This window comes from Loktanella sp. DJP18, assembly GCF_049310965.1.
In the GTDB taxonomy this organism is placed as follows: domain Bacteria; phylum Pseudomonadota; class Alphaproteobacteria; order Rhodobacterales; family Rhodobacteraceae; genus Loktanella.
In genome coordinates, this window is the sequence record NZ_JBMERN010000022.1 from 37,778 (window position 1) to 61,326 (window position 23,549).

General features: G+C 65.0%; 22 protein-coding genes, 1 tRNA gene and 1 pseudogene. 13 read left to right on the forward strand and 11 right to left on the reverse strand.

Annotation, left to right across the window (positions count from 1 at the left end; translation table 11 throughout):
- Position 1 precedes the first annotated feature (1 nt).
- Both ACOI1H_RS08910 and ACOI1H_RS08915 read left to right on the forward strand, forming a co-directional pair.
- On the forward strand, positions 2-199 hold the full coding sequence (locus tag ACOI1H_RS08910; protein WP_422436764.1) for a DUF2065 family protein: 198 nt from the start codon (positions 2-4) through the stop codon (positions 197-199).
- A gap of 78 nt (positions 200-277) precedes the next feature.
- Positions 278-1,858, forward strand: a complete 1,581-nt coding sequence (locus tag ACOI1H_RS08915; RefSeq protein WP_422436765.1) for a Do family serine endopeptidase — start codon at positions 278-280, stop codon at positions 1,856-1,858.
- 61 nt (positions 1,859-1,919) lie between these two features.
- Here the strand turns inward: ACOI1H_RS08915 and ACOI1H_RS08920 are convergent, their stop codons facing one another.
- Complete coding sequence (locus ACOI1H_RS08920) at positions 1,920-2,426, reverse strand: peptidoglycan-binding domain-containing protein (RefSeq protein ID WP_422436767.1); 507 nt, start codon at positions 2,424-2,426, stop codon at positions 1,920-1,922.
- A 154-nt stretch (positions 2,427-2,580) separates the two neighbouring features.
- Between ACOI1H_RS08920 and ACOI1H_RS08925 the strand changes: the two genes are divergently transcribed.
- Positions 2,581-2,904, forward strand: a complete 324-nt coding sequence (locus ACOI1H_RS08925; protein WP_422436768.1) for a 2Fe-2S iron-sulfur cluster-binding protein — start codon at positions 2,581-2,583, stop codon at positions 2,902-2,904.
- Positions 2,904-3,680 carry an FG-GAP repeat domain-containing protein gene (locus tag ACOI1H_RS08930; protein WP_422436770.1) on the forward strand — a complete coding sequence of 259 codons (777 nt, stop codon included), beginning with the start codon at positions 2,904-2,906 and terminating at the stop codon, positions 3,678-3,680. Before ACOI1H_RS08925 ends, ACOI1H_RS08930 begins: the two co-directional genes overlap by 1 nt.
- Here ACOI1H_RS08930 and ACOI1H_RS08935 read toward each other — a convergent pair.
- Complete coding sequence (locus ACOI1H_RS08935; RefSeq protein ID WP_422436772.1) at positions 3,677-4,438, reverse strand: adenosylcobinamide-GDP ribazoletransferase; 762 nt, start codon at positions 4,436-4,438, stop codon at positions 3,677-3,679. The genes ACOI1H_RS08930 and ACOI1H_RS08935 overlap by 4 nt on opposite strands.
- 77 nt (positions 4,439-4,515) lie before the next feature.
- On the opposite strand from ACOI1H_RS08935, the gene cobT reads away from it, so the two are divergent.
- Positions 4,516-5,532: a nicotinate-nucleotide--dimethylbenzimidazole phosphoribosyltransferase gene (cobT, locus tag ACOI1H_RS08940; RefSeq protein WP_422436774.1), complete on the forward strand. Its 1,017-nt coding sequence runs from the start codon at positions 4,516-4,518 to the stop codon at positions 5,530-5,532.
- Here the strand turns inward: cobT and ACOI1H_RS08945 are convergent.
- Both ACOI1H_RS08945 and ACOI1H_RS08950 read right to left on the reverse strand, forming a co-directional pair.
- Positions 5,529-7,448, reverse strand: a complete 1,920-nt coding sequence (locus ACOI1H_RS08945) for a cation:proton antiporter (protein WP_422436775.1) — start codon at positions 7,446-7,448, stop codon at positions 5,529-5,531. The two genes, cobT and ACOI1H_RS08945, sit on opposite strands and share 4 nt — an antisense overlap.
- Before the next feature lie 86 nt (positions 7,449-7,534).
- Positions 7,535-10,222: a hypothetical protein gene (locus ACOI1H_RS08950; RefSeq protein ID WP_422436776.1), complete on the reverse strand. Its 2,688-nt coding sequence runs from the start codon at positions 10,220-10,222 to the stop codon at positions 7,535-7,537.
- Positions 10,223-10,368: 146 nt separating this feature from the next.
- On the opposite strand from ACOI1H_RS08950, the gene ACOI1H_RS08955 reads away from it, so the two are divergent.
- Positions 10,369-11,097: an SIMPL domain-containing protein gene (locus ACOI1H_RS08955; protein WP_422436778.1), complete on the forward strand. Its 729-nt coding sequence runs from the start codon at positions 10,369-10,371 to the stop codon at positions 11,095-11,097.
- A 40-nt stretch (positions 11,098-11,137) separates the two neighbouring features.
- Here ACOI1H_RS08955 and ACOI1H_RS08960 read toward each other — a convergent pair whose 3' ends face one another.
- A complete protein-coding gene (locus tag ACOI1H_RS08960; protein ID WP_422436779.1) occupies positions 11,138-12,430 on the reverse strand; it encodes an O-acetylhomoserine aminocarboxypropyltransferase/cysteine synthase family protein in 1,293 nt (430 codons plus the stop codon).
- A 79-nt stretch (positions 12,431-12,509) separates the two neighbouring features.
- On the opposite strand from ACOI1H_RS08960, the gene ACOI1H_RS08965 reads away from it, so the two are divergent.
- Positions 12,510-12,923, forward strand: coding sequence for a VOC family protein (locus ACOI1H_RS08965; RefSeq protein ID WP_422436781.1), 414 nt, complete (start codon positions 12,510-12,512; stop codon positions 12,921-12,923).
- 89 nt (positions 12,924-13,012) lie between these two features.
- On the opposite strand, the pseudogene ACOI1H_RS08970 reads toward ACOI1H_RS08965, so the two are convergent.
- A pseudogene (locus tag ACOI1H_RS08970) lies at positions 13,013-14,014 on the reverse strand (hypothetical protein).
- A gap of 293 nt (positions 14,015-14,307) precedes the next feature.
- Between ACOI1H_RS08970 and ACOI1H_RS08975 the strand changes: the two are divergent.
- Positions 14,308-14,610: a hypothetical protein gene (locus ACOI1H_RS08975; RefSeq protein ID WP_422436783.1), complete on the forward strand. Its 303-nt coding sequence runs from the start codon at positions 14,308-14,310 to the stop codon at positions 14,608-14,610.
- Complete coding sequence (locus ACOI1H_RS08980; protein WP_422436785.1) at positions 14,607-16,328, forward strand: methyl-accepting chemotaxis protein; 1,722 nt, start codon at positions 14,607-14,609, stop codon at positions 16,326-16,328. The genes ACOI1H_RS08975 and ACOI1H_RS08980 overlap by 4 nt, the downstream gene beginning before the upstream one ends.
- A 58-nt stretch (positions 16,329-16,386) precedes the next feature.
- On the opposite strand, the gene ACOI1H_RS08985 is transcribed toward ACOI1H_RS08980, so the two are convergent.
- Positions 16,387-16,462, reverse strand: a tRNA-Ala gene (locus tag ACOI1H_RS08985).
- Between the two features lie 109 nt (positions 16,463-16,571).
- Here ACOI1H_RS08985 and ACOI1H_RS08990 point away from each other — a divergent pair.
- Positions 16,572-16,886 (forward strand): GlsB/YeaQ/YmgE family stress response membrane protein, encoded by a 315-nt coding sequence (locus ACOI1H_RS08990; RefSeq protein WP_422436787.1) that lies wholly within the window; start codon positions 16,572-16,574, stop codon positions 16,884-16,886.
- Positions 16,887-16,941: 55 nt separating this feature from the next.
- Here ACOI1H_RS08990 and ACOI1H_RS08995 read toward each other — a convergent pair whose 3' ends face one another.
- Together ACOI1H_RS08995 and uvrB are read right to left on the reverse strand one after the other, a co-directional pair.
- On the reverse strand, positions 16,942-17,349 hold the full coding sequence (locus ACOI1H_RS08995; RefSeq protein WP_422436789.1) for a DUF1428 domain-containing protein: 408 nt from the start codon (positions 17,347-17,349) through the stop codon (positions 16,942-16,944).
- Between the two features lie 81 nt (positions 17,350-17,430).
- Positions 17,431-19,641, reverse strand: a complete 2,211-nt coding sequence (gene uvrB, locus ACOI1H_RS09000; RefSeq protein WP_422436791.1) for an excinuclease ABC subunit UvrB — start codon at positions 19,639-19,641, stop codon at positions 17,431-17,433.
- 149 nt (positions 19,642-19,790) lie between these two features.
- Here uvrB and ACOI1H_RS09005 point away from each other — a divergent pair, with 149 nt between their 5' ends.
- On the forward strand, positions 19,791-20,942 hold the full coding sequence (locus tag ACOI1H_RS09005) for a WD40/YVTN/BNR-like repeat-containing protein (RefSeq protein WP_422436792.1): 1,152 nt from the start codon (positions 19,791-19,793) through the stop codon (positions 20,940-20,942).
- 66 nt (positions 20,943-21,008) lie between these two features.
- A complete protein-coding gene (locus ACOI1H_RS09010; RefSeq protein WP_422436794.1) occupies positions 21,009-22,247 on the forward strand; it encodes an aminopeptidase in 1,239 nt (412 codons plus the stop codon).
- Position 22,248: 1 nt separating this feature from the next.
- Here ACOI1H_RS09010 and ACOI1H_RS09015 read toward each other — a convergent pair whose 3' ends face one another.
- Complete coding sequence (locus tag ACOI1H_RS09015; protein WP_422436796.1) at positions 22,249-22,758, reverse strand: superoxide dismutase family protein; 510 nt, start codon at positions 22,756-22,758, stop codon at positions 22,249-22,251.
- Between the two features lie 115 nt (positions 22,759-22,873).
- Here ACOI1H_RS09015 and ACOI1H_RS09020 point away from each other — a divergent pair, with 115 nt between their 5' ends.
- Positions 22,874-23,185: an ETC complex I subunit gene (locus ACOI1H_RS09020; RefSeq protein WP_422436797.1), complete on the forward strand. Its 312-nt coding sequence runs from the start codon at positions 22,874-22,876 to the stop codon at positions 23,183-23,185.
- Between the two features lie 80 nt (positions 23,186-23,265).
- On the opposite strand, the gene ACOI1H_RS09025 is transcribed toward ACOI1H_RS09020, so the two are convergent.
- The coding region (locus tag ACOI1H_RS09025; protein ID WP_422436798.1) for a hypothetical protein at positions 23,266-23,549 on the reverse strand (284 nt) is incomplete at its 5' end.

Sequence of the window (23,549 nt, forward strand, 5' to 3'; positions counted from 1 at the left end):
GATGATCGCCTATGCACTGACGGGCCTCGGCCTTGTCCTGCTGATCGAGGGGCTGGTGTACGCACTGGCCCCTTCGCTTGTCGAAGACATGCTTGCCGCCTTGCGGTCGCTGTCGATCAGTGACAGGCGCATTGTGGGACTGGCCGTGCTGGCGGCCGGTGCGGCGCTGCTCTGGCTGGCCGCCCTGATCGGGACATGATGTCACGATCCGGTCACTGTCGACATTCAGGCTTTGCGCGACGCCCATTGCGGCCTAGGTTCTAGTCCGAACACGCCGATGCGCGCCACATACCAAGGAGTCCCTCCCGTGAGGTCACAGGCCAAAGCCGTCATTCAAGCCGATCCCCGCCATTTGCTGACGGGACTTGCACTGACCACCGCGCTGGTCCTGTCGCAGACATTGCCCGGCGCGGCTCAGGTCGACCCGGAGACGACCACGGCAGAGACGACTCAGGCGTTGCCCGGTTCCGTCGCGGATCGTCCGCTGACCTTTGCCGACCTTGCCGAGCAGGTCAGCCCGTCGGTCGTGAACATCACCACCTCCACCACCGTTGCGGAACGCACCGGGCCGCAGGGTATCGTGCCCGAAGGGTCCCCGTTCGAGGATTTCTTCAACGATCTGGAAAACGGGCCCGGCGGTCAGCCGCGCCGGTCGTCGGCGCTGGGGTCGGGCTTCGTGATTTCCGCCGACGGGTTCATCGTGACCAACAACCACGTCATCGAAGGCGCTGACGAAATTGAGGTCGAGTTCTTTCCGGGTGACGGTCAACCGCCGCAGCAACTGCCCGCCACGCTGGTCGGCACCGATCCCAACGTCGACATCGCCGTGCTGAAGGTCGAATACCCGACGCCGTTGAAGTTCGTCGAATTCGGCGACAGCAACGGCATGGGGTTGCGGGTGGGCGACTGGGTCATGGCGATGGGCAACCCGCTGGGGCAGGGCTTCTCGGTCAGCGCCGGCATCGTGTCAGCCCGCAACCGCGCCTTGTCGGGCACCTACGACGACTACATCCAGACCGACGCCGCGATCAACCGCGGCAACTCTGGCGGGCCGCTGTTCAATATGGAAGGCAAGGTGATCGGGGTGAACACCGCGATCCTGTCGCCCAACGGCGGGTCCATCGGCATCGGGTTTGCCATGTCGTCCGCCGTGGTCATCAACGTCGTCGATCAACTGCGCGAATTCGGGGAAACCCGCCGCGGATGGCTGGGCGTGCGAATCCAGGACGTGACGCCGGACATGGTCAGTGCCATTGACGGGCTGGACGGCGCGCGCGGTGCCTTGATTACCGATGTGCCCCCCGGCCCGGCCGAGGAAGCGGGTCTATTGGCCGGCGACGTGATCCTGTCCTATGACGGTGCCGACGTCGCGGACACGCGCGAATTGGTCCGCCGCGTCGGCAATTCCGAGGTCGGCGCCACCATTCCCCTGCAGGTGCTGCGCAACGGTGAGGAAGTCGCCGTCGACGTGACCCTTGGCCGGCGTGAGACGGATGAGGCGACAGCCTTCCCGGCCTCTGACACCGGGCCGGAAACGCCTGATCCCACCGGTGATATGCTGGGCCTGACCCTGTCGCCGGTGACACCGGAACTGACGGAAGAATACAGCCTTGACGACCGCGAAGGGCTGGTCGTCACCGCGGTGGACCCGGACTCCGACGCGGCGTCCAAGGGGCTGGCACCCGGCGATCTGATCACCGACGCCGGCCAGCAGGCAGTCGCGACTCTGGACGATCTGAAGGCGCGCATCGACAACGCGGTCGAGGCCGGCCAGACCTCGCTGCTGCTACTGGTGCGGCGCGACGGCAACCCGCGCTTCCTTGCGCTGTCGCTGGAAGACTTGGCCGCCGACCAATAAATCGGTCGTTAGAAATCATGAACGCCGTCCCCTTCGCAGGGGGCGGCGTTCTTGCCTGCGCCTAGCCGCGCGTGACCGCCAGGATGCCAAGCGCGCGGGCGGTCCGGACCGCCAGCAGCGGACTGTCTATCGAGTCGGCACGCTGGAACTGCTGTACCGCAAGGCGCGTCGCATCGTCGAATTGTCCGGTGATCGGTCCATCATAGGCGCGCCGGATCAGCAGGGACCGTTGCAACGTGGCGACGAAAGCCTCGGTGTAGACTGGCGGGCAGACGGTCTCGAACCGCTGGCCTTCGCCTGTGACCACGGTTCGCGGGCGGGTGACGGTGCGAAAGACGGCGGGGTTGACGACCGCACCGTCGGGTCCGCGCAGCTCTGGCACGACCTCGATCGTCTCTTCGACGATATTGGTCTGCGTCGGTGCGGCGGTCCGGGCAAAGCAGCGACCGGCGGCGTCCGTCTCGATCGCGCCGACGGACAGGATGATCGCGGCGGGGGGGCTGGCAGGCGGGATGGCCTGCGGCGCGCAGGCCGCCAGTGCGACGGCAAAGGGGACAAAGCGGGACATCAGGGCTCCTGTTCCGACCATCTTAATGGGTCGCAGGCCAGCGTCAAACCGCAAAGTTCCGGTGCCAGCAGGGCGGCGCAATTGTGACTGGCAGGGTGATCCCCATTCCCTTAGACATGCGCCAACCAAGGATGCGCGCGAAAGGACAGAAGGCATGGCCAAGATCACCTATGTGGAACACGGCGGCAAGGAACACGTCGTCGATGTCGCCAATGGCATGACCGTGATGGAGGGCGCGCGCGACAACGGCATCCCGGGGATCGAGGCGGACTGCGGCGGGGCCTGCGCCTGTTCGACCTGCCACGTCTACGTCGATGCGACCTGGGTGAACAAGCTGCCCGCCAAGGACGCGATGGAGGAAGACATGCTCGACTTCGCCTTCAAGCCCGATCCGGAACGGTCGCGCCTGACCTGCCAGTTGAAGGTCAGCGACGCGTTGGATGGCCTGCGCGTGCAGATGCCGGAAAAGCAGATCTGATGCGCGCATGGGTCGTGGCCGGTCTTCTGACCGGTCTGGCGACCCATGCGGCAGCCTGCGCCAACCCGCCACCGGCATTGGTGGGTGCAATCGCGGTCTCAGCCGGTCCGACCGTCAGCCGGGCCTGGTATGCCAGACCGACGACGATCTACGACCATGCCATTCTGGGCCGGACTACCACGGCAGAGATTCTGCGCCTCGAGACGACTCCGATGGATGCGGACCGCTGCCTGACGTGGACCATCGCTGCCGGCGAAGGTCACGTTTTCGAGGATACGGTTCCGCACATCGCCGATCTGGATGACGACGGCATCGGCGAGGTGATCGCCGTCCGTACCAGTCTGACGCAGGGCGCGCAGCTTGCGATCTACGGCCTGCGCGGCGCGGCGTGGACCCTTTTGGCGACGACTCCCTACATCGGAGAGCCGCGCCGCTGGCTTGCGACCATCGGCGTGGGCGATCTCGACGGCGACGGCAGGGTCGAGATCGCCTACATCGATCGCCCGCATCTGGTGCGACAACTGCGAGTCTGGCGGTTCGATGGCACGGAACTGACCGAAGCCTACCGTGTCGACGGGCTGACCAACCACCGGATCGGCGACCCGGCGATCAGTGGCGGCCTGCGCACCTGCGGCGGCGTGCCCGAGGCGGTGACGGCCACCGCTGACTGGTCCCGCATCGTCGCGACCCGAATCGTCGACGGCACGGCGCAGATGCGCGATCTGGGGCCGAATACCGGTCCTGCCGCCTTTGCCGCCGCCTTGACCTGTCCCTAGATCAGCAAGGTCAGTGTCAACAGGATCACGACCTCCGCGATCTGCTGGCTGGCCCCAAGAATGTCGCCGGTCTGCCCGCCGATCCGCGTCTTGACGATCAGTCCCCAGATCCCTGTGACGAGCGCGACTGCAAGTACCAACGGCAATGTTGACCAGCCGAGCGTGATGACCCCAATCACGAATGCGATGCTGCCCGCCAAGGTCAGTGTCGTGGCCGCTGGCCGCCCGACCGCCCGGCTTAACCCATTGTCACGCGCATGCGGCAGGGCCCATGCCAGCGCGACCATCGGTAGCCGCGACAGCGCACCCGCCGTTAGCGCCACCGGCCACAGCGTCACGGCCAGCAGCGCCGTCCACAGTGTCCAGCGCAGCAGGATCGTCAGCAGCAGCGCCAGCACGCCATAGGTGCCGATCTGGCTGTCCTTCATGATCGCAAGCCGCCGCGCGCGGTCCCACCCGCCCCACAGACCATCGAGGCTGTCAGCCAGACCGTCCTCGTGCATGGCCCCGGTTACGGTGATTTGAACCGCGACCAACACCAGCGCCGCGACCGAGGCGGACAGGCCGGTCCACAGGGCAAGTCCTGCCGCCGCCGCCGCTAGCGCGTTCACGACGACACCGGCAATCGGCCAAGCCCAGGCTGCCCGCGCGCCGCGCGCGATGGCACGGCCCGTGTCGACCCGGACCGGCAGGCGCGTCAGCAGGCCAAGTGCCGCGGCAATGTCGGATGGCACCGCAAGGGCGTCGTCTTTGGCCACGAAGGCGTCCTTTGCAGGCTTTTCATTCCGTTGCCCATGGTTAGACAGGTCGCACGCGAACCGCAACGAGGACCCCCATGACCGCCCCATTCGACAGCCTGACCACCTTTCGCGAAACGATATCGTCGGCAACCGCCGCCGATCAGGTGGCGATCGACGGGGCGGCTGCCCGGAACGGGCAGTTGACGAAGCCGCCGGGTGCCCTTGGCCGGTTGGAGGATCTCGCGCAGTGGGTCGCGGGCTGGCAGGGCACCGACCGGCCCCGCATTCTAGCCCCCCAGATCGTGATCTTCGCGGGCAACCACGGTGTGTGTTCGCAGGGCGTCTCTGCCTTTCCCCCAGAGGTCACGGCGCAGATGGTCGGCAACTTTCAGGCTGGCGGCGCGGCGATCAACCAATTGGCACGGACCTTCGGTGCAAAGTTGGATGTGGTGCCGCTGGATCTAGACACCCCGACGCGGGATTTCACCACGGGCCCCGCGATGACGGAAGCCGAGGTCGTCGCAGCCCTGATCGCCGGATGGGAGGCGGTCGATGCTGACACCGACCTGCTGGTCGTGGGCGAGATGGGGATCGGCAATACGACCGCCGCCGCCGCCTTGGCCCACGCGCTGTACGGTGGCGCTGCCGCCGACTGGACCGGACGCGGCACCGGTGTCGATAACGCGGGGCTGGCGCGCAAGATCGACGCCGTGGCGCGCGGATTTGCCGCCAATCCCGATGCGACCGGCGACCCGCTCGAAGCGCTGCGCTGCCTTGGCGGGCGAGAGATCGCGGCGATGGCCGGTGCCATGGCGCGGGCGCGTGTAGACCACACACCCGTGATCCTCGACGGGTTCATCTGCTGTGCTGCCGCAGCCGTTCTGGCACGCGCCGTGCCCGGGGCGCTGGACCATGCCGTCGCCGGCCATCTGAGCGTGGAGGGCGCGCATGGGGCATTGCTGGACCGGTTGGGCAAGACACCGCTGCTGATGCTGAACATGCGACTCGGCGAAGGCTCTGGTGCCGCGACGGCCATCGCCATCGTGCAGGCCGCCGTCGCCTGTCATTCCGGCATGTCCACCTTTGCCGATGCGGGCGTCAGCGCGGGCTAGCGATTGTTGTTGGACGTGTCGCCGGGGCGGCGGGGCAGAAGGCGCGCGTTCTCCTCGTCCTCGCGGTTCTGAACGCGGGCGGCGAGGGCGATTTCGAGGTCGTTGTCCAGTTGCCGAGCCCGCGCGACATAGGCCGGGTTGTCGGCCACGGCGACGCCGGGTTTCCACAGTTCGGCCAGCTCGCGGACCATGTCCCGGTCAGAATGATAGAACATCGTCTCTGTCTCTGCCGCTTCGAAATCCGTCAGGCCCAGGTTTTCAAGGGCATAGCGTCCGGCCCGGAGCGAGCTGTCGAACATCTCGCGCACGATGTCGTTGGCCCCGGCGGCGTAAAGCTCGTAGACATGCACCCGGTCGCGGGCGCGGGCGATGATGTGGATGTCGGGGCGCACCTTGCGCACATAGGCCACGAGTTTCGTCGCCGTGTCCTTGTCGTCCACGGCCACCAGCATCACGCGCGCATCCTGAATGCCGGCGGCGGCCAGCAGGTCGGGCCGCGTGGGGTCGCCGAAAAAGCCGCGATACCCGAATTTGCGCATCATTTGCACAGCAGGCAGGTCGTTGTCGATCACGACGGTGGAAAAGCCCGCCGACTGGATCAGCCGGTTCGCCATCTGCCCGAAACGGCCGATCCCCGCGATGATGACCGTGCCCTGTTCATCGACCTCGTCATGTTCGTGATCCTCCTGGTCGTCCATACGCTGGGTCAGCCAGTCGAAGCCGATGAACAGCAGGGGCGTGACCAGCATCGACAGGGCAATGACCAGCAACAGCATCTCGGAGAGGCCTGGCAGAAGGACGCCTTGCTGCGAAGAGAAGGAGATCAGGACGAACCCGAATTCGCCTGCCTGTGCCAGGCCCAGGGTGAACAGCCAGCGATCCTTGCCCTTCATCCTGAACAGGAACGACAGGGCATAAAGCACCGCGCCCTTGATGACGATCAGGCCGATGACATAGGACGCCACGCGCACCGGTTGCGATGCCAGCAGGGTAAAGTTGATGCCGGCGCCCACCGTAATGAAGAACAGGCCGAGCAGCAGCCCCTTGAAGGGTTCGAGGTCGCTTTCCAGCTCGTGCCGGAATTCGGAGTTGGCGAGGACGACCCCCGCAAGGAACGTGCCAAGCGCCGGCGACAGGCCGACCATGCCCATCAGCACGGCGATGGCCACGACCATCAGCAGGGCAAGGGCGGTATACATCTCTCGCAACTTGGCCTGATGGATGTAGCGAAAGACCGGCCGTGTCAGGTAGATGCCCGCCAGCACGACGGCCGCGACCGCCCCGATGGTGACCAGCGTGACACCCCAGCCCGGCAACCCATCGACCAGCGACAGGGCGGCGTGGCTGTCTTCGGCCCCGGTCCGCTGCAACGATCCGTCCGGCGCGATGGTCAGGCGGTTGCCCGAGACGGCCAGCAAGGGAAGCAGGGCCAGCATCGGGATGACCGCGATGTCCTGCGTCAGCAGGACGGAAAAGATGGATCGCCCGCCGCCGGTCTGCATCAGCCCCTTTTCGGACAGGGTCTGCAGCACGATGGCGGTCGACGACAGCGCCATGATCAGGCCGATGGCCAGCGAAGTCGGCAGGTCGTAGTTCAACGCGACACCCGCGGCGGTGACGATCGCGGTCGTGAGCACGATCTGAAGCCCGCCCAACCCGATCAGCCGGTCGCGCATGTCCCACAGGGCGCGCGGTTCCAGCTCCAGTCCGATAAGGAACAGCATGACGACGACACCGAATTCGGCGAAATGCTGGATGTCCTTTGCCTCTGTTCCGACCAGACCTGTCAGGGGGCCGATGACGATCCCGGCAGCCAGATAGCCCAGAACAGATCCCAGCCCCAGACGTGCTGCGAACGGCACGGCGATGACCGCCGCACCAAGGTAGATCGTCGCCTGAAGCAGAAAGGTTTCCATGCCCGCTCTATTGCAAGGGGGCGCGGGTTAGGCAATGGCGCGGCGATCACGCTTCATGTCGGAACGGACACGGAGCGGCAGCGGTTTCAGCCCGGCAGGGTCAAGGCATAGACCCGGCCACGTTTCACGAAATTCAGGGCAGAATCCCCGATGGCCGTGACCTGACCGCCATCGAGGGTGCTGCCGACCTCGACCTTGACATAGCGGCCATTGCCAAGGCGGATCAGCGCGCGGCGGGCGTTGGGTTTGCCGTAAACGCCGACAAGGTTCATCTGCCGCAGGTTCATGGCATTGTCCATCGTGGCGGCCCGGGCCACGCCGCCGGGGATGTTGCCGCTGGGGGCGACGATGGTCGGCGGTGCGGGTGTGGCGGCGACGGCCGCAGTGCGCGTCGCGGCGGCGGCAGGCGGCGGCGTTGCAGCCTGCTGGGCGCGGGCCACGACCTGACTGAAATTGCGTGGACGCGGGGCCGGGCGCGGGGCGACGCTGACCGCAAGGGCCGTCCGGTTGCTGAACGACGACGCGGGGGCCGCCGCCGCGATGGCTGCCGCCACGGCGTTGATGTCGGCGATGACGGGTTCCGGCTCCGCCTCCGTCGCGGCTTCGGCATCCGCCGTGGCGGGTGCAAGGTCGGCGGGGCGCAGCACCGGCCGCGCGCCCGTATAGGCCGCGATCACGGTCTGGGCGGCGGTGGGCATGTCGGGGGCTGCGACGAGCCCGTCCGGGCGCACCTGCGGGCGCACGCCGGTGTAGTCCGCAGTGGTGACAGCGACGTCGGGGGTGGCCAGCGCCGCTGCTTCTGACGGTCGCAGGACGGGGCGCAGCGGTGGCGGGCCGGCGGCAAAGGCTTGCGCGGCATCGGAGGCTGGCGTTTCCACGGCAGGCACCGCCGGATCAGAATTTGCCGCTTCCGTCGCAGCTTCGGCCTCTGGAGATGCGTCCGTGACGGGGTCCGGCGCAGGGACGAGATCGGCAGGGCGCAGGACGGGGCTGACGGGCGCCGCCGGCACGCGCGGGGTGCCGGGGCGCAGGACGGGGCGTACATCGGGTGCCCCGGCGACGACGATCGCACCCTGCGGTGTCGTGATGCCTTCGGGCGTCGCAAGGATGTTGCCGCGCGTGTCGCGTGCGAACACCACATCCGGGCCGGGCGGCGTCGCCTGCGCAGCGATTACCGCATCAGGGGCCACCGTGTCGAGCGGCGGCATGTCCGGTTGCGCAACCTCGGCGGGTGCCGCGACGGTGATGATCGTTCCGACACCCTCGAGTGGGGTGCTGTCGGGCGTCGTGGCGATCCGGGGCGCACGTTGATAGACGCCGGTCGCCGCATAGACGCGGTCCGCCTCGTCCGGCGACAGGACGCGACCGACGGTCGCGCGCACGATGGGCAGCGGGGGGGGCGCCTCGGTGGATTCTTGCGGCGCAAGGGCGGACGGCGCGGTCGCTTCGGTTGCGACCGGTGCCGCGACAGCCTCTGCGACAGGCTCCGGCTCTGCCACGGGTACGGCGACGGCAGTGGTGGTGTCGGTCGGGGCGGGGCTTGTAACCGCAACGGTCGGTTCATCGCCCCGGAACCATGCGGCAATGCCGTCCGTCGTCAGGGTCGAGGCCCAGAGCCCGACCAGAAGCAGGGCTATCAGCAGAACCGCGGTCAGGATCAGGCCAAGATAGCGCGGCGTGCCGCGACGTGCGGAGGTCGCAAGTGCGGCATCAGTCGGAGCCGTCTTTCTGCGGTCCGCTGTCCGCAAAAGGGAGTCTTGGGGTGAGGATGTCTGGGAAGGCGGAGTGCGGGGCGTGGCCGAGATCATCGGTGCCGCCGCAGCCGTCAGTGCGGACACCGGTGCATCGGTCGCGCTGTCTGCCCGTGTGGCGGCCGGCGATGCGGCGCGCCCCTTGCCGAGGATCGGGGCGGGCGGTTCCTTGCGGCGGGTGAACAATGGTTCTTCTGCCGGTGGGGCAAGCGGCGTCACGACGGCACCCTGCGCGCCGGTCGTCGATAGGGCCGCTGTGCGCGCTGGCACAGGCGGTGTGGATCGCGCATTGGTCGACTGCGGCGCAGTCCCGCCCGGCATGGCGCCGGAGCCCAGCGACGTGGCACGGTTCGAGCGGCTGAGCACCGCTTCAATGGTCGGCGCTGCGACCTTGCTGCGCGATGCGAAGACGGGCGTGGATCTGTCCAATGCCGTGACCGCATCCGGCACAATGTCCGGTTTGGCGGGCGCAGGTGCTTCGGTCCCGGTCACGGGGTCCGCAGCCACGCCGGTCTTGATCACCGGACGGTTGTCGCGGTCCACTTTTGCTCCCCCGGCGGCCTTGGTCGCGCCAAAGAAGATTTCCTGCGTGATCGTGCCCTTGTCGGGCACGGCGACGAAAGCCACCGGGTTGAAGTCATGCTCGACCGCAAAGGCTTCCGCTTCGTCAAGCGTCTCGCGGGCGACGGCGGCGATATGGGTGCGACCATCGACGTGCAGCGTATCGATGACGAGGTCATCCAGCGCGTAGGGCGTGGCCCCGTCCAGCGCCTGTCGCACCGCCGCATCGTCGGCCTCTGCCGTGTCGAGCGTCATGAAGCGGATCTGATCGCCGGGGATGACGAGCTTCGTGTGCAGGCCGTTCGGGTCGTGCTTGAGGCCCTTGGTCCGCAGGTCGGCAAGGGCGGCGTGCAGGTCGGGCGCGTCAAGCGGGACCTCGCCCACGAGATGCCAGCCGTCTGGCACGCGCTGCAACAGGGATATACCGTCGAATGAGAGCGAGAGAGCGAAATTGGGTGTCATCGAATGGCCATACGTCCCTGCGCATCACGGGAAAAGTCTGAATTTCCTTTGGTGAAGGCTAGCGCAGAAAACCGCCGGGGCCAAGGCGTTCGACATCCCGACGGCGTGTGCTTGCCTGTTTCAACTCTTCTGGAAAGTCCAAGAACATGAGATCGACCCTGAGCGCCGCAGCGCTGATCCTCTGCACCCAAGCTCTGCCGGCCACGGCACAGATCGTCCAACCCCCTGTCACGGCACCTGCCGAGATGCAGACGGCAACCCTCACTGTCACCGGGACCGGCGAAGTGTCGGTCGCACCTGACATGGCCCGCATCTCGCTTGGCGTGCTGGCGCAGGCGGCGACGGCGGCAGAGGCCGTACGCGCCATGAGCGCCGACATGGAGAAGGTGCTGGCCAGCCTGACGGCGGCGGGCGTATCCTCCGACGACGTCCAGACAAGCAACCTGCGCGTCGATGTACAGCAGACCTATGACGAGGCGACGCAGTCGTCGCGCGTGACCGGCTACATGGCCGTCACGGATGTCAGCGTGCGTGTGCTGGATCTTTCGACGCTGGGACAGACGCTTGACGCGGTGGTGCAGGACGGTGCCAACCAGATGAATGGCCTGACCTTCGATCTGCAGGACCGCAAGCCCGCATTGGACGAGGCGCGCCGCGCCGCCGTCGCAGATGCCGCCGACAAGGCCGGGCTATATGCCGACGCCGCCGGCGTGACGCTGGGCCCGATCAAGACCCTGACCGAAGGCGTTGTCGGCGACGGGATGCCGCAGCCGATGATGCGCATGGCGATGGATGCCGCTGAATCGGTGCCGGTCGCCGCAGGCCAGATCACGATCACCGCGAATGTGATCCTGGCCTACGGTCTGGGCGAATAGGCGACTCGGCCAGGGGCGGGGGAAACCCCGCCCCCGCGCCTCATGCCGTGGCTTTCGACAGCGCCTGATCGAGGTCAGCGATCAGGTCGTCCGCATCCTCGATCCCGATCGAGACGCGCACGATCTCGGGGGCTGCCCCCGCCGCGCGCTGCTGGTTTTCCTGCAACTGGCGGTGCGTTGTGGATGCCGGATGGATGATCAGGCTGCGTGTATCGCCAAGGTTCGCTACGTGGCTGAAGATTTCCAGGCTGTCGATCAGCTTGATGCAGGCCTCATAGCCACCCTTCACCGCAAACGTGAACAGACCGCCGGCCCCCTTTGGACAGACCTTGGCAACGCGGTCGAAGTACGCACTGCTTTTCAGGCCCGCGTAGGTGACGTAGTCGACGCGTGGGTCGTCCTCCAGCCACTTGGCGATCTTTTCCGCGTTCTGCACATGGCGGGCCATGCGCAGGGACAGCGTCTCTATCCCCATCAGCGTGTAGTGCGCCCCCTGCGGGTTCATGGTCATGCCAAGATCACGCAGACCGATGGCGATGCCGTGAAAGGTGAAAGCCAGCGGGCCGAAGGTTTCCGCGAATTTCAGCCCGTGGTAGGCCGGTTCGGGTTCGGACAGTGACGGGAAGCGGCCCGAGGCAGCCCAGTCGAACTTACCCGAATCCACGACGCAGCCACCCGTGACCGTGCCGTTGCCGGTCAGATATTTGGTCGTCGAATGGACGACCAGCGTGGCACCAAGTTCAATGGGGCGGCACAAGTAGGGGGTCGCCGTGGTGTTGTCGATGATCAGCGGAATGCCCGCACCATCGGCGATGTCCGCGATCGCGCGCACATCCATGATGTAGCCGCCGGGATTGGCGATCGCCTCGCCAAAGATCGCCTGCGTGTCGTCGTCGATGGCGGCCTTCACGGCGTCCAGATCGTCGAAATCCACGAAGGTCGCCGACCAGCCGAAACGCTTGATCGTCTGGGTGAATTGCGTGACCGTACCGCCATAAAGCCGGGTGGAGGCGACGATGTTCTTGCCCGGCCGCATCAGCGGGAACAGCGCCAGCAGTTGTGCCGCATGACCTGACGAACAGCAGACCGCTCCGGCACCGCCTTCAAGCGTGGCGATGCGTTCCTGCAAGGCCGCGACCGTCGGGTTGGTCAGCCGCGAATAGATGTAGCCGACCTCTTGCAGATTGAAGAGCGCCGCAGCGTGGTCCGCATCGCGAAAGACATAGGCGGTGGTCTGATAGATCGGCACTTGCCGCGCGCCGGTCGCCGGATCGGGGCGGGCACCTGCGTGAATCTGCAACGTGTCGAAACCGTAGGTTGGGCCGTCGGACATGATTTCTCTCCCTTTGAATTCCTCGACCACAGGTCTAGGTGCTTTGCCAGCGCCACTCAACGCCCAAGGACACCCTGCCATGCCGCATCCCTTTCATTTTGCCTATCACGTCACCGATCTGGACGAGGCACGGGAGTTCTACACCGGCGCGCTGGGCGCAACGGAGGGGCGGTCGACCGACACCTGGGTCGATCTCGATTTCTTCGGTCACCAGCTATCGTTGCATCTGGGCGAGCCCTTCGCCAACGCGCCGACAGGCCGCGTCGGCGATCATCTGGTGCCGATGCCTCATTTCGGCATTGTGCTGCCGCTGGAGGAGTGGACCGTCCTCGCCGGTCGGCTTGAGGACCGTCAGACCGACTTCATCCTCGCCCCCTCGGTCCGTTTCAAGGGCGAGCCGGGCGAGCAATGGACCATGTTCTTTCGTGACCCAGCGGGTAACCCGATCGAGATCAAGGGCTTCGCCGCCGACGAGGCGATCTTTGCCCGCTAAGCCAGGTTTCAGCTTCTTCTGGTCGAAAATATCCCGGGGTCTGGGGCCAGGCCCCCGGTTCTGCCGGTGCGACGGGATACGGCGATCGGCTAACGCGTCCAGAATCCCGCCGCCTTGATCTGGTTGCGGATCTGGGCCTCGCGTCTCGGCAGGTCGGCGCGGTCGAACATCGCGCGCACCTTCTGCCCACGCTCCTGATAGATCATCCGCTTGAAGGCGTCGTGTCCCTTGAGATGCTTCTTGATCCGGTTGGGTGCCGTCACGGCCTCCATCACCTGGATCGCATGGTCGCTTTCACGGGCATAGAACAACGGCAGCAGGCGGTAATGACATGTCACGTCGCCGTCGAGACCGTCCAGCGCTGAACCGGGCCGCCCGCCGCCAAAGCTGTGAATGACCAGCGGCAGCACCACCTGATCCAGCCACGGATCAAGAGACTGGATCACCAACTCGGGCGGTGTATCATCGCGCACGCTGACGGCATAGTCGAGGAACCGCGCGCCGAACGCGACAGGGTCCGCCCCAAAGAACCAGCCAGCGTTGAAATAGAGATACCGCTGCCATTATTCGTCGGGCTGCGACAGATCGAGGCTCGACGAGAAATCGAGATCGAAGCGGTCGTAAAGCGATTTCCAGATGGCCGTGTAGCCGGGCCAGTACAGTTCCTCTTGCGGCCATGTGCCTTCACGACGCATCGACGCGGCGGGACGTGCGAAATCGAAGGCAACGGATGTGATCTCGCCCGTCACCAGCGTGTCGGTATCGAAGAACACGAAAGGCTCTTTGGGTGGCAACACGGACAGGCCTTCGATCTTGTTGCCGTAGGGATAGGCGCTGCCGAAGGACCGCGACTGGAACGGCAGGATCTCGGCCCCCATGTCGTTTAGCGCGTCACGGATCGCAGGGCTCATGCGAGGGTCCTGGTCCCAAAGCGGACCGGGCTGTGGCTCGGCGACGATGACTCGACCCGAAAACGCGGGCGACATCTCTCTCAGGGATGCCAGAAAGACGAGGGCTTCGAACTGCAGACGGCCGCCTTGGCCGACGATCATGATATTGAAGGGCCGGGCATCCGGCGGCACCTTTGCCATGAAAACTGCGTCCCGATTGCGTCTTTGACGCGACCATAACGATACCGTGAAGGCGTAGCCAGCAAGGAAACGCGACCCAAAGATGTGGCCATGCCGCCCGTGCCGGCAAGCAACGGCTCGGCCTGATCGGCGGGCCGACACACGGTGACCGGTGGCCAATCGCTGCCCGTCAGAGGCTAATCGCATGATGCTTTCGCCGGAGACCTTGGGTCTTCAATTTTCGTGGCGTTGGTTAAGACTTTCGAAAACTTCGCAGCCTATTGCTGAACCATCATCCGTCCAAGGGCAGCATCTTGCAGAACATTGTGACCTTTGTCTTTTTCATGCTCGTGACCGGGACCGGTGGACTGGTCACGCTGACCTCGTCCGTCGCCGTGACCGGGCAACCTGTCCTTGTCCTGTCGGCGGGTGGGGCGAAATCGCGTGAAAGCCTTGTTGCGCAAAGCGGCGGACGGCTGATCGGATTGTCGACCGCTCCGCTGGCCAGCCTTGCCGTGTCCGACGACCCCCACTTCTTGCCGCGACTTCGCGCGTCGGGGGCGGTGATGGTGCTGGATGGCCGTGCGTTTTCGTCATTGTGTGGAGGCCTCAGTTGAACGATTCCAACGACATGACCCTGACCGACAGTATTATGCTGGAACGCGACCGGGCCAAAGCAGTCCTCGCGATCGGTGGATGGTGCGCCTCACCCGTCCCAGTCGCAGTTGCCTGGGCGGTCGGAAATCCACTGTTGCCGATCCTGATCGGCGGTCTTGTCTTCGCGATCATGGGGTGGATTGCGCTGCGGATGCAGGACCGCGCCGGCGCAGTGGTCGTCTGCTTGGCGGTTGTCGGGCAGACGAGCCTGCTGACGGCAGCGCTTGCCGGACACGCCTGGCAGCTGGACAGCCACATGATGTTCTTTGCCGTCCTCGCCTGCAGCATGCTGGTCAACGATTGCGCGGCAACGGTTGTCACGGCGGCGGCGATCGTCGTGCACCACCTGGCACTTTCGGTCGTGATGCCGGCCTTGCTCTATCCGTCATTCGGTCTTGCGGCCGACGTGGCACGCACCCTGTTCCATGGCCTGGCCGTCGTGTTGGAAACGATTGCGTTGCTGCGCGCCATACTGACGCGTCAGCGGCTCGATCGGCAATCGATCAACGACCGGGCCGCCATTCTGGCCGCGATGGCCGAGGCTGACAGAGCTCTTTGCCAGGCCCGGGACGGCCAACGGCAAAGCGAGGCGTTGCGTGCACAGGCCGAAGACGCGACGGCACGGGCCGAAGTGGAAATGCGGAAATCCGCCACTGCAATCGGCCAATTGGATCAGGCCAACCAACGCGAGCAGGAACGACAGCACGCCGAAGCGGAACGCGACAGGGCGCAGGCTGAACGAGTGGCATTCGTCGTCGCGCAGTTGCGGATCGGTCTGCGCAAGTTGTCTGACAAGCAGCTTGATCAGCAGATGGATCAGGTCTTTTCCGCCGATTACGACGATCTGCGGCACGATTTCAACGGCGCGGTGACGTCGCTCCGGCTGGCAATGGAAGCCGTGCTGAAGGGCACCCATCAGATTGGCGTCGAGACGGCCCAGATATCTCGGGCGACTGCCGACCTCGCCATCCGCACGGAAAATCAGGCGACGATGCTGGCCAGCGTCGCGGTACAGGTGTCTCAGGTCAATGAGAACGTCCGCGGCAATGCAAAGCTGGCGCGAACCACAAGCAGCGAGGCCGCCCTGACTCAGGCCGAGACAGAGAAGAGTGCGGCCCTGGTCGACACCGCTGTCGACGCCATGGGTCAGATCGAGGCCTCCTCGCAGAAAGTCACTTCGATCATCAAGGTGATCGAGGACATCTCTTTTCAGACCAATCTGCTTGCCCTCAACGCCGGGGTAGAGGCCGCGCGCGCAGGGGAGTCGGGACGTGGATTTGCCGTCGTCGCATCTGAAGTGCGTGCATTGGCACAACGGTCGTCCAACGCGGCGAGCGAAATTCGGGGCCTGATCGAGAACAGCGGGCAACAGGTCGGCCGCGGTGTCGACCTCGTGCAGAGGACCGGCGAGGCGCTAAAGGGTGTGACCGGGCGGATCATCGCCATGTCCGCCCGCGTGACGGCCATTGCGACCTCTGCCGAACAACAGGCAGCAGTCATCGACGGCATCGACAAGTCACTGATCCAGCTTGATCAGGTCACCCAACGCAACGCCGCGACCTTCGAAGAGACGACCGCAGCAAGCGCGTCCGTCGCACACAATGTGCAGAACCTTGTGCAGACAATCGCGGCCTTCGTGCCTGAAAACCCGCCCAAAGCAGGCCGTCGGGTCGCCTGACTGCCCCCGTTCCCGCACCGAGTTCGGCATGGTCTCAGCTTGCTGATGACGTCAGCAATGGTGGAGACGATCGGGATCGAACCGACGACCTCGTCGTTGCGAACGACGCGCTCTCCCAACTGAGCTACGTCCCCACCTTGCCGCTTAGATGCCGCGCGGCAGAGGCGCTGTCAAGATTGGCCGTCTGCGCGATGCGCCTCATCGAGCAATTGCGGAACCGGCGCGGACGGGGCAGGTTGGGTCATGAAACAGACAGGAGATTGCACGATGGACACGTTCTTGCAGGTGGTTGGCTGGGGTGCCGTGACGATCCTCGCGGTAATCGGATTGGTGGCCGGATTGATCGCGGCCGTGATCACGGGCGGCAACAAGCTAGCCTTCATGCTGGCCGGGATTGTCGGTGCCGTGGCGCTGCCTTTCGTGCTGGCGCTGCTTGGCGTGACGGCTGCGATCGGAGCGGGGTTGTTGGCGATTTTGGCGATCGGGGTGATCGGAGCCGTGCTGGTGGTCGTGCTGGTCAAGGCACTGACAGGGCGCGGGGGCAGACCAACGCGCTGACCCCAGCCAGCAAAAGAACGGCGCGGATCAGTCTGCCCATACCGCGCTTTCGCTTTCACGTCGTGTCAAACTCGACGGTGAAGCCTCCCGCGATCAGGTCCCTGCCGTCGAATATCGGGTCCTCGTCCGTCGTGGCCAAGATGCGGGGGTCCGAGGCAACTGCCTTGACGCCGAGGTCACGCAGCTCGCGGCTTGGCCATTCGGTGATCGACACCACGACCGTCTGACCGTCCAGTGCACCTGCGAGCTTGCGGAAGTCGGGAAGGCGAGAGGCATCATAGGTATCCATCGCATTCTCGGCGTGGAAATCCGCGGCATGGCTCGCGTCCGCGTCATGCCAGTAATCGGTGATGCGCGACGCGCCGCATTCGCGGTAGACCTCTGCCATCCGCTTAGTGAATTGCAGATATTCGCGCTTCTTGTCTGTCGGAACGGGGACGACTGTTATGTCGCAGAATGGCATGACCGTCTTCCTCGCATCGCAAGAGGCAAATTCTTGCCTTGACCTAACACTGCTGGCGGGTCTTGCGCGACAGGTGCCGGACTACCGCTTCTTGCCGCCATACCGCGACTTGCCGCCGCGCATGCCGCCGCGGCCACCCGTCGACCGACCCGACGCCTTTGCAGAGTCCTCCACCGCCTTGTCCACGGCCTGCTGGCGCGCCAAGGGATCGTCGGCAATCGCAAGCTCCACCGCTTCGAGGCGCTTCAGCTCGTCCCGCAGGCGGGCGGCTTCTTCGAATTCCAGGTTCTCGGCGGCCTTGCGCATGTCGGTGCGCAACCCGTCCAGCACGGCTTTCATGTTCGACCCCTGACGGTCGACCTTGGCCGTGACGCGGTTCATGTCCACGTCACCCTTGTAGAGGCCCGCGAGAATATCTTCGACGTTCTTCTTGACCGTCGTCGGCGTGATCCCGTGTTCGACGTTATAGGCGGTCTGGCGCGTGCGGCGGCGTTCGGTTTCCTTCATGGCGCGTTCCATCGACCCGGTGATCCGGTCGGCATACATGATGACGCGGCCCTCGGCGTTCCGGGCGGCACGGCCGATGGTCTGCACGAGTGACGTTTCCGACCGCAGGAACCCTTCCTTGTCGGCGTCCAGAATGGCGACCAGCCCGCATTCCGGAATGTCCAACCCCTCGCGCAACAGGTTGATCCCGATCAGCACGTCAAAGGCCCCAAGGCGCAGGTCGCGCAGGATCTCGATCCGTTCGATGGTGTCGATGTCCGAGTGCATGTAGCGCACGCGGATGCCCTGTTCGTGCATGTATTCGGTCAGATCTTCGGCCATGCGCTTGGTCAGCGTCGTGACAAGCGTGCGGTATCCATCGGCGGCGACCTTGCGCACCTCGTCCAGCAGGTCGTCGACCTGCATTTCGACCGGGCGGATTTCGATCACCGGGTCGACCAGGCCGGTGGGGCGGATGATCTGTTCGGTAAAGACGCCGCCGGTCTGTTCCAATTCCCACGCCGCCGGCGTGGCGCTGACGAAGACGGACTGCGGCCGCATGGCGTCCCACTCCTCGAACTTCAGCGGGCGGTTGTCCATGCAGGACGGAAGGCGGAATCCGTGTTCGGCCAGCGTGAACTTGCGCCGGTAGTCGCCCTTGTACATGCCGCCGATCTGCGGGACCGAGACGTGGGATTCGTCCGCGAATACGATGGCGTTGTCGGGGATGAATTCGAACAGGGTGGGGGGCGGCTCTCCCGGCGCGCGGCCGGTAAGGTAGCGGGAATAGTTCTCGACCCCGTTGCAGACGCCGGTCGCCTCCAGCATCTCGAGGTCGAAGTTGGTGCGTTGTTCCAGACGCTGTGCCTCCAGCAGCTTGCCTTCGGCGACCAACTGGTCAAGTCGCATCCGCAGCTCTTTCTTGATGCCGATGATGGCCTGCTGCATCGTCGGTTTGGGCGTGACGTAGTGGCTGTTGGCGTAGACGCGAATCTTGGGGAAGGTGTCGGTTTTTTCCCCTGTCAGGGGATCGAATTCCGTGATCGCTTCAAGCTCCTCTCCGAAGAAGGACAGCCGCCATGCCCGGTCGTCCAAGTGGGCGGGCCAGATTTCAAGGGAGTCGCCGCGCACGCGGAAACAGCCGCGCTGAAAGGCGGCATCGTTGCGGCGATATTGCTGGGCGATCAGGTCGGCCATGATCTTGCGCTGGTCGTAGGATTTTCCGACATGGATGTCCTGCGTCATGGCCCCATAGGTTTCCACAGACCCGATGCCATAGATGCACGACACCGAGGCCACGATGATCACATCGTCGCGTTCCAGCAGCGCGCGGGTGGCCGAGTGGCGCATCCGGTCGATCTGCTCGTTGATCTGGGATTCCTTCTCGATATAGGTGTCCGACCGGGCGACATAGGCTTCGGGCTGGTAGTAGTCGTAGTAGCTGACGAAGTATTCGACGGCGTTGTCCGGAAAGAAGCCCTTGAATTCGCCGTAGAGCTGCGCCGCCAGCGTCTTATTGGGGGCGAGGATGATCGCCGGGCGCTGGGTGTCCTCGATGATCTTGGCCATCGTGAAGGTCTTGCCGGTGCCGGTGGCCCCCAGCAGAACCTGATCGCGTTCACCGTTCCTGACACCTGCCGACAGCTCGACGATGGCGGTGGGCTGGTCGCCGGCCGGTTCGAATTCCGTCTTCAGGACGAACTTGCGACCGCCTTCCATCTTCTCCCGCTCGCGCACGTTGGGTGCGGGGTTGGACAGGTAGGCGGCATCGGCAAGCTCGCGTTTGTCGGTTTGGGCGTAGGCCATGGGGCATCCTTCGGGGGCTGATCCATATTTGACCCCTGCGCGTCGCTGTTCAAGGGGCGCTGCTGACAGTTGGCGTCAGCAACGACAAGCCCGGCGACGAAAGCAGCGAAATCTGCTAGAATCAGGGCAAAACGCAGGGGAGAGATGCGATGGGTCTGTCAATCTTGTTGGGAACGTCAAAGGGCGTTTTTCTGGTGGATGACGGGGCGGAGAAAGGCGCGCGGGCAGCGCGCGGGCCGTTCTGCGATGGTTGGCCGATCAATCACGTGATCGGCGATCCGCAAACCGGAACGATGTGGGCAGGCGGTGGAGGCGATTTCCACGGGGCAGGCGTCTGGCGATCGCAGGACGGTGGCGCGACCTGGACCTTTGCAAAGCTGACGTCCGGCCAGATGGATGACTGGGCCGCGAACGATCCGGGTTTCGCGCAGATGATTGGCTGGACGGATGCGCCGGTGCCGTTCGACAAGGACTTCAGTCAGGTCTGGTCGCTGCACTACGCGCATGGTGTGCTCTATGCCGGGACCAAGCCCGCCCGGCTGCTGCAAAGCCGCGACATGGGTGAGACGTGGGAACTCGTCCGCGGTCTGACCGAGGATCAGGGAGTCGAGGACTGGCAGGCGGGGGGCGCGGGGCTGACGCTGCACTCTATCGTGTCGCATCCGACCGATCCGGACCGCATGTGGCTGGGCATCAGCGCCGAGGGGGTGTTCGCCACCGAGGACGGTGGCAAGACCTGGGACAGGCGCAACCGGCTGTCGAACGTCGGGGCCTGCGCCGATCACCATCACCCCGCCGGGCCGGAGGGTGGCGAGGTCGGGCATTGCGTCCACAACATGATGCGCGCGCCGGGCGACGCAGATGTCGTCTATCAGCAGAACCACCACGGCGTCTGGCGATCCGCCGACGGTGGGCGGTCATGGGACGACGTGACGGCGGGGCTGCCCTCGACCTTCGGCTTTCCGATCCGCGTGCATCCGCGCGATGCGGACACGATCTGGACCCTGCCGCTGAACGGCGACATGGCGGGCCGCTTTCCCCCCGATGCCGCCTGCGCCGTCTGGCGATCGCGCGACGGCGGGGCGTCCTGGGAAGGTCTGCGCAAAGGTCTGCCGCAGTCGGGGTGCTATTTCACCGTGCTGCGACAGGCGATGGCAGGGGATGCGCGCGAACCGGCGGGGCTTTATTTCGGCACCAACTCGGGTTCCGTCTATGCCAGCGGCGATGAGGGTGACACCTGGGAAGAGGTCACGCGCCACCTGCCCACGATCCTGTCGGTGGAGGTTCTGGACCGCGCCTGAGGCACGGTTGACGCCGCAGGGCAGAGGCGTAGGGTCGCGACAAATCTTGAAATGGAGCCTTCCCTTATGTCCGATCATCTGGATGTCGACAAACTGGACCGACTGGCCGAAGTCGCGGTGCGCACCGGCGTGAACCTGCAACCGGGCCAAGATCTGATCATCACGGCGAACATGTCCGCCCTGCCATTGGTGCAGCGCATTGCCGTCCATGCCTACAGGGCGGGGGCCGGTCTGGTCGTGCCGTTCTTCACCGACGACGCGATCACGCTGGCGCGGTATGAAAACGCGGGCGACCACAGTTTCGACCGCGCGCCGGGGTGGTTCTACGAAGGTCTGGGCAAGGCTTACAAAGGCGGTGCCGCGCGCATGGCCATCGCAGGTGACGATCCGATGCTGCTGGCAGAGCAGGACCCCGCAAAGGTCGCGCGTGCGTCCAAGGCCGTGTCCATCGCCGGCAAGCCCGCGATGGAACCCATCGTGCGGCACGAGGTGAACTGGAACATCGTGGCCTTTCCCGGTGCCGCCTGGGCCGCGCGGGTCTTTCCCGACCTGCCGGTCAAGGACGCGCAGGCAAAATTGCTGGACGCGATCTACGACGCCTCGCGGCTTGGCGGCGACGATCCGGTGCAGAATTGGGCCGACCATTCGGCCGAGTTGAACACGCGGCTGACCTGGCTGAACGACCAGAACTTCGATGCGCTGCACTACACCGGCCCCGGCACCGACCTGCGGCTGGGTCTGGCCGACGGTCACGTCTGGAAGGGCGGCGGATCGATGTCGCTGAACGGTGTTGTCTGCCAGCCCAACATCCCCACAGAAGAGGTCTTTACCTGCCCGCACGCCTACAAGGTGGACGGCACGGTCGCGGCGACCAAGCCTCTCGCCTATCAGGGCACGGTGATCCGCGACATCGCCGTGCGATTCGAAGCGGGCCGGATCGTCGAGGCCAGCGCGTCATCGGGCGAGGCCGTATTCCGTGACCTGCTGGCGGTCGACGACGGGTCCAGCCGGATCGGAGAGGTGGCGCTCGTGCCACATTCCTCGCCGATCTCGCAATCCGGGACGCTGTTCTACAACACGTTGTTCGATGAAAACGCCTCTTGCCACATCGCGCTGGGCCAGTGCTATGCGGGGACGGTAAAGGGTGGCGAGGACCTGTCCGTGGACGAATTGAAGCAGAAAGGCGGCAACGAATCCCTGATCCATGTCGACTGGATGATGGGGTCCGATGCCGTCGATATCGATGGCATCACCCGGACCGGAGAGGTGGTCCCGGTGATGCGCAAGGGCGAATGGGCGTTCTGACCTATTCGCTGAAGACGCCGCAGGCGATGCGGTCACCCGCGTCGCCGGCCGGTTGGCTGCTGTAGTCGTCAATACCCGCATGGACGATGAAGGCAGAACCATCTTCGTCCGCCATCAACTCCGGCGTCAGCATAGCGTTGAAGAATTCCATCTGCGCGGTGCCGTCTTCGGCCACCGTGATGTTCGGGATGTCGCCCGGATGCGGGCCGTTCGCGGCCATCACGCCGTGGTCATGCCCGTCGGCCAGATGGCCACCCGCGCTGGCAAAGTCGTCGGCTGAACAGTCGCCGGTTTCATGCACATGAACCGCGTGTTCACCCGCCGGCAGGCCGGACAGGTCGATCTGGACCAGCGCCGCGCCGGATTCCGTCGGCGTGACGGTGACGGTGCCGAGGCCTGCTCCATCGGCACCATTCACGGTCGCGGTCATCGGGGTCATGGCAGTATGCTGCTCGGCGGATGCGGCGACCGGCAGGCACGTCAGTGCGGCGATCAGGGGAAGATACTTCATGGTAAGTCCTTTCGGTTTACGTCTGGTGGGCCAACGCAACGCCCCGGGCAGGGTTCCTCTTGCCCTCGGTGCGCGTTTTGCCGATAACATCCCCGGTTCAACAGGAGTCCCATTCATGCAGGCCCGTATCTACCGCCCCGCCAAGACTGCCATGTCCTCCGGGACCGCCAAATCGCGCCTCTGGTTGCTGGATTTCGTGAACGACTCTGCGCGAGAGATCGATCCCCTGATGGGCTGGACAAGTTCCACCGACACGCAAAGCCAGGTGCGTCTGACTTTCGCCTCGAAGGAAGAGGCGGTGGCCTACGCCAAGGACCATGGCATCGACGCAGTCGTCACCGAACCCCAGACCCGCAGCGCAAACGTGCGTGCCGGCGGATACGGCGAAAACTTCGCGACGACCCGTCGCGGTGTGTGGACGCACTGATGATTGTAAATCGGGGCAAAGTTGTCTCGAAATCGGGGTAAAGATTTCGCGAAGTCGGCATGGTATCAACATGTTGGGTCTCAACCTGCGCGAAATCGAAATGTAGAATGCTGCGGCTGGCTCATGCAGCCACCTAGAACTTCGGGAATTCTGCAGCACGAGAAGCTCGGATGTTTCAGCGGGTGGCGAGGTTCCGCATGTCTGAAGGATGCGTAACCTGCGACAGTTGCGCCTATGCAGTGCGGATGATCGTAGGTGATCGCTGTTGTGCCGCCGCCAAGCAATGTTTGCACATTTTCGAGTTTTTCGCGCATATCTTCCAACCAAAGTTTCCTAAAAGAGGATCTGGGGTTCGTAGAGAGCC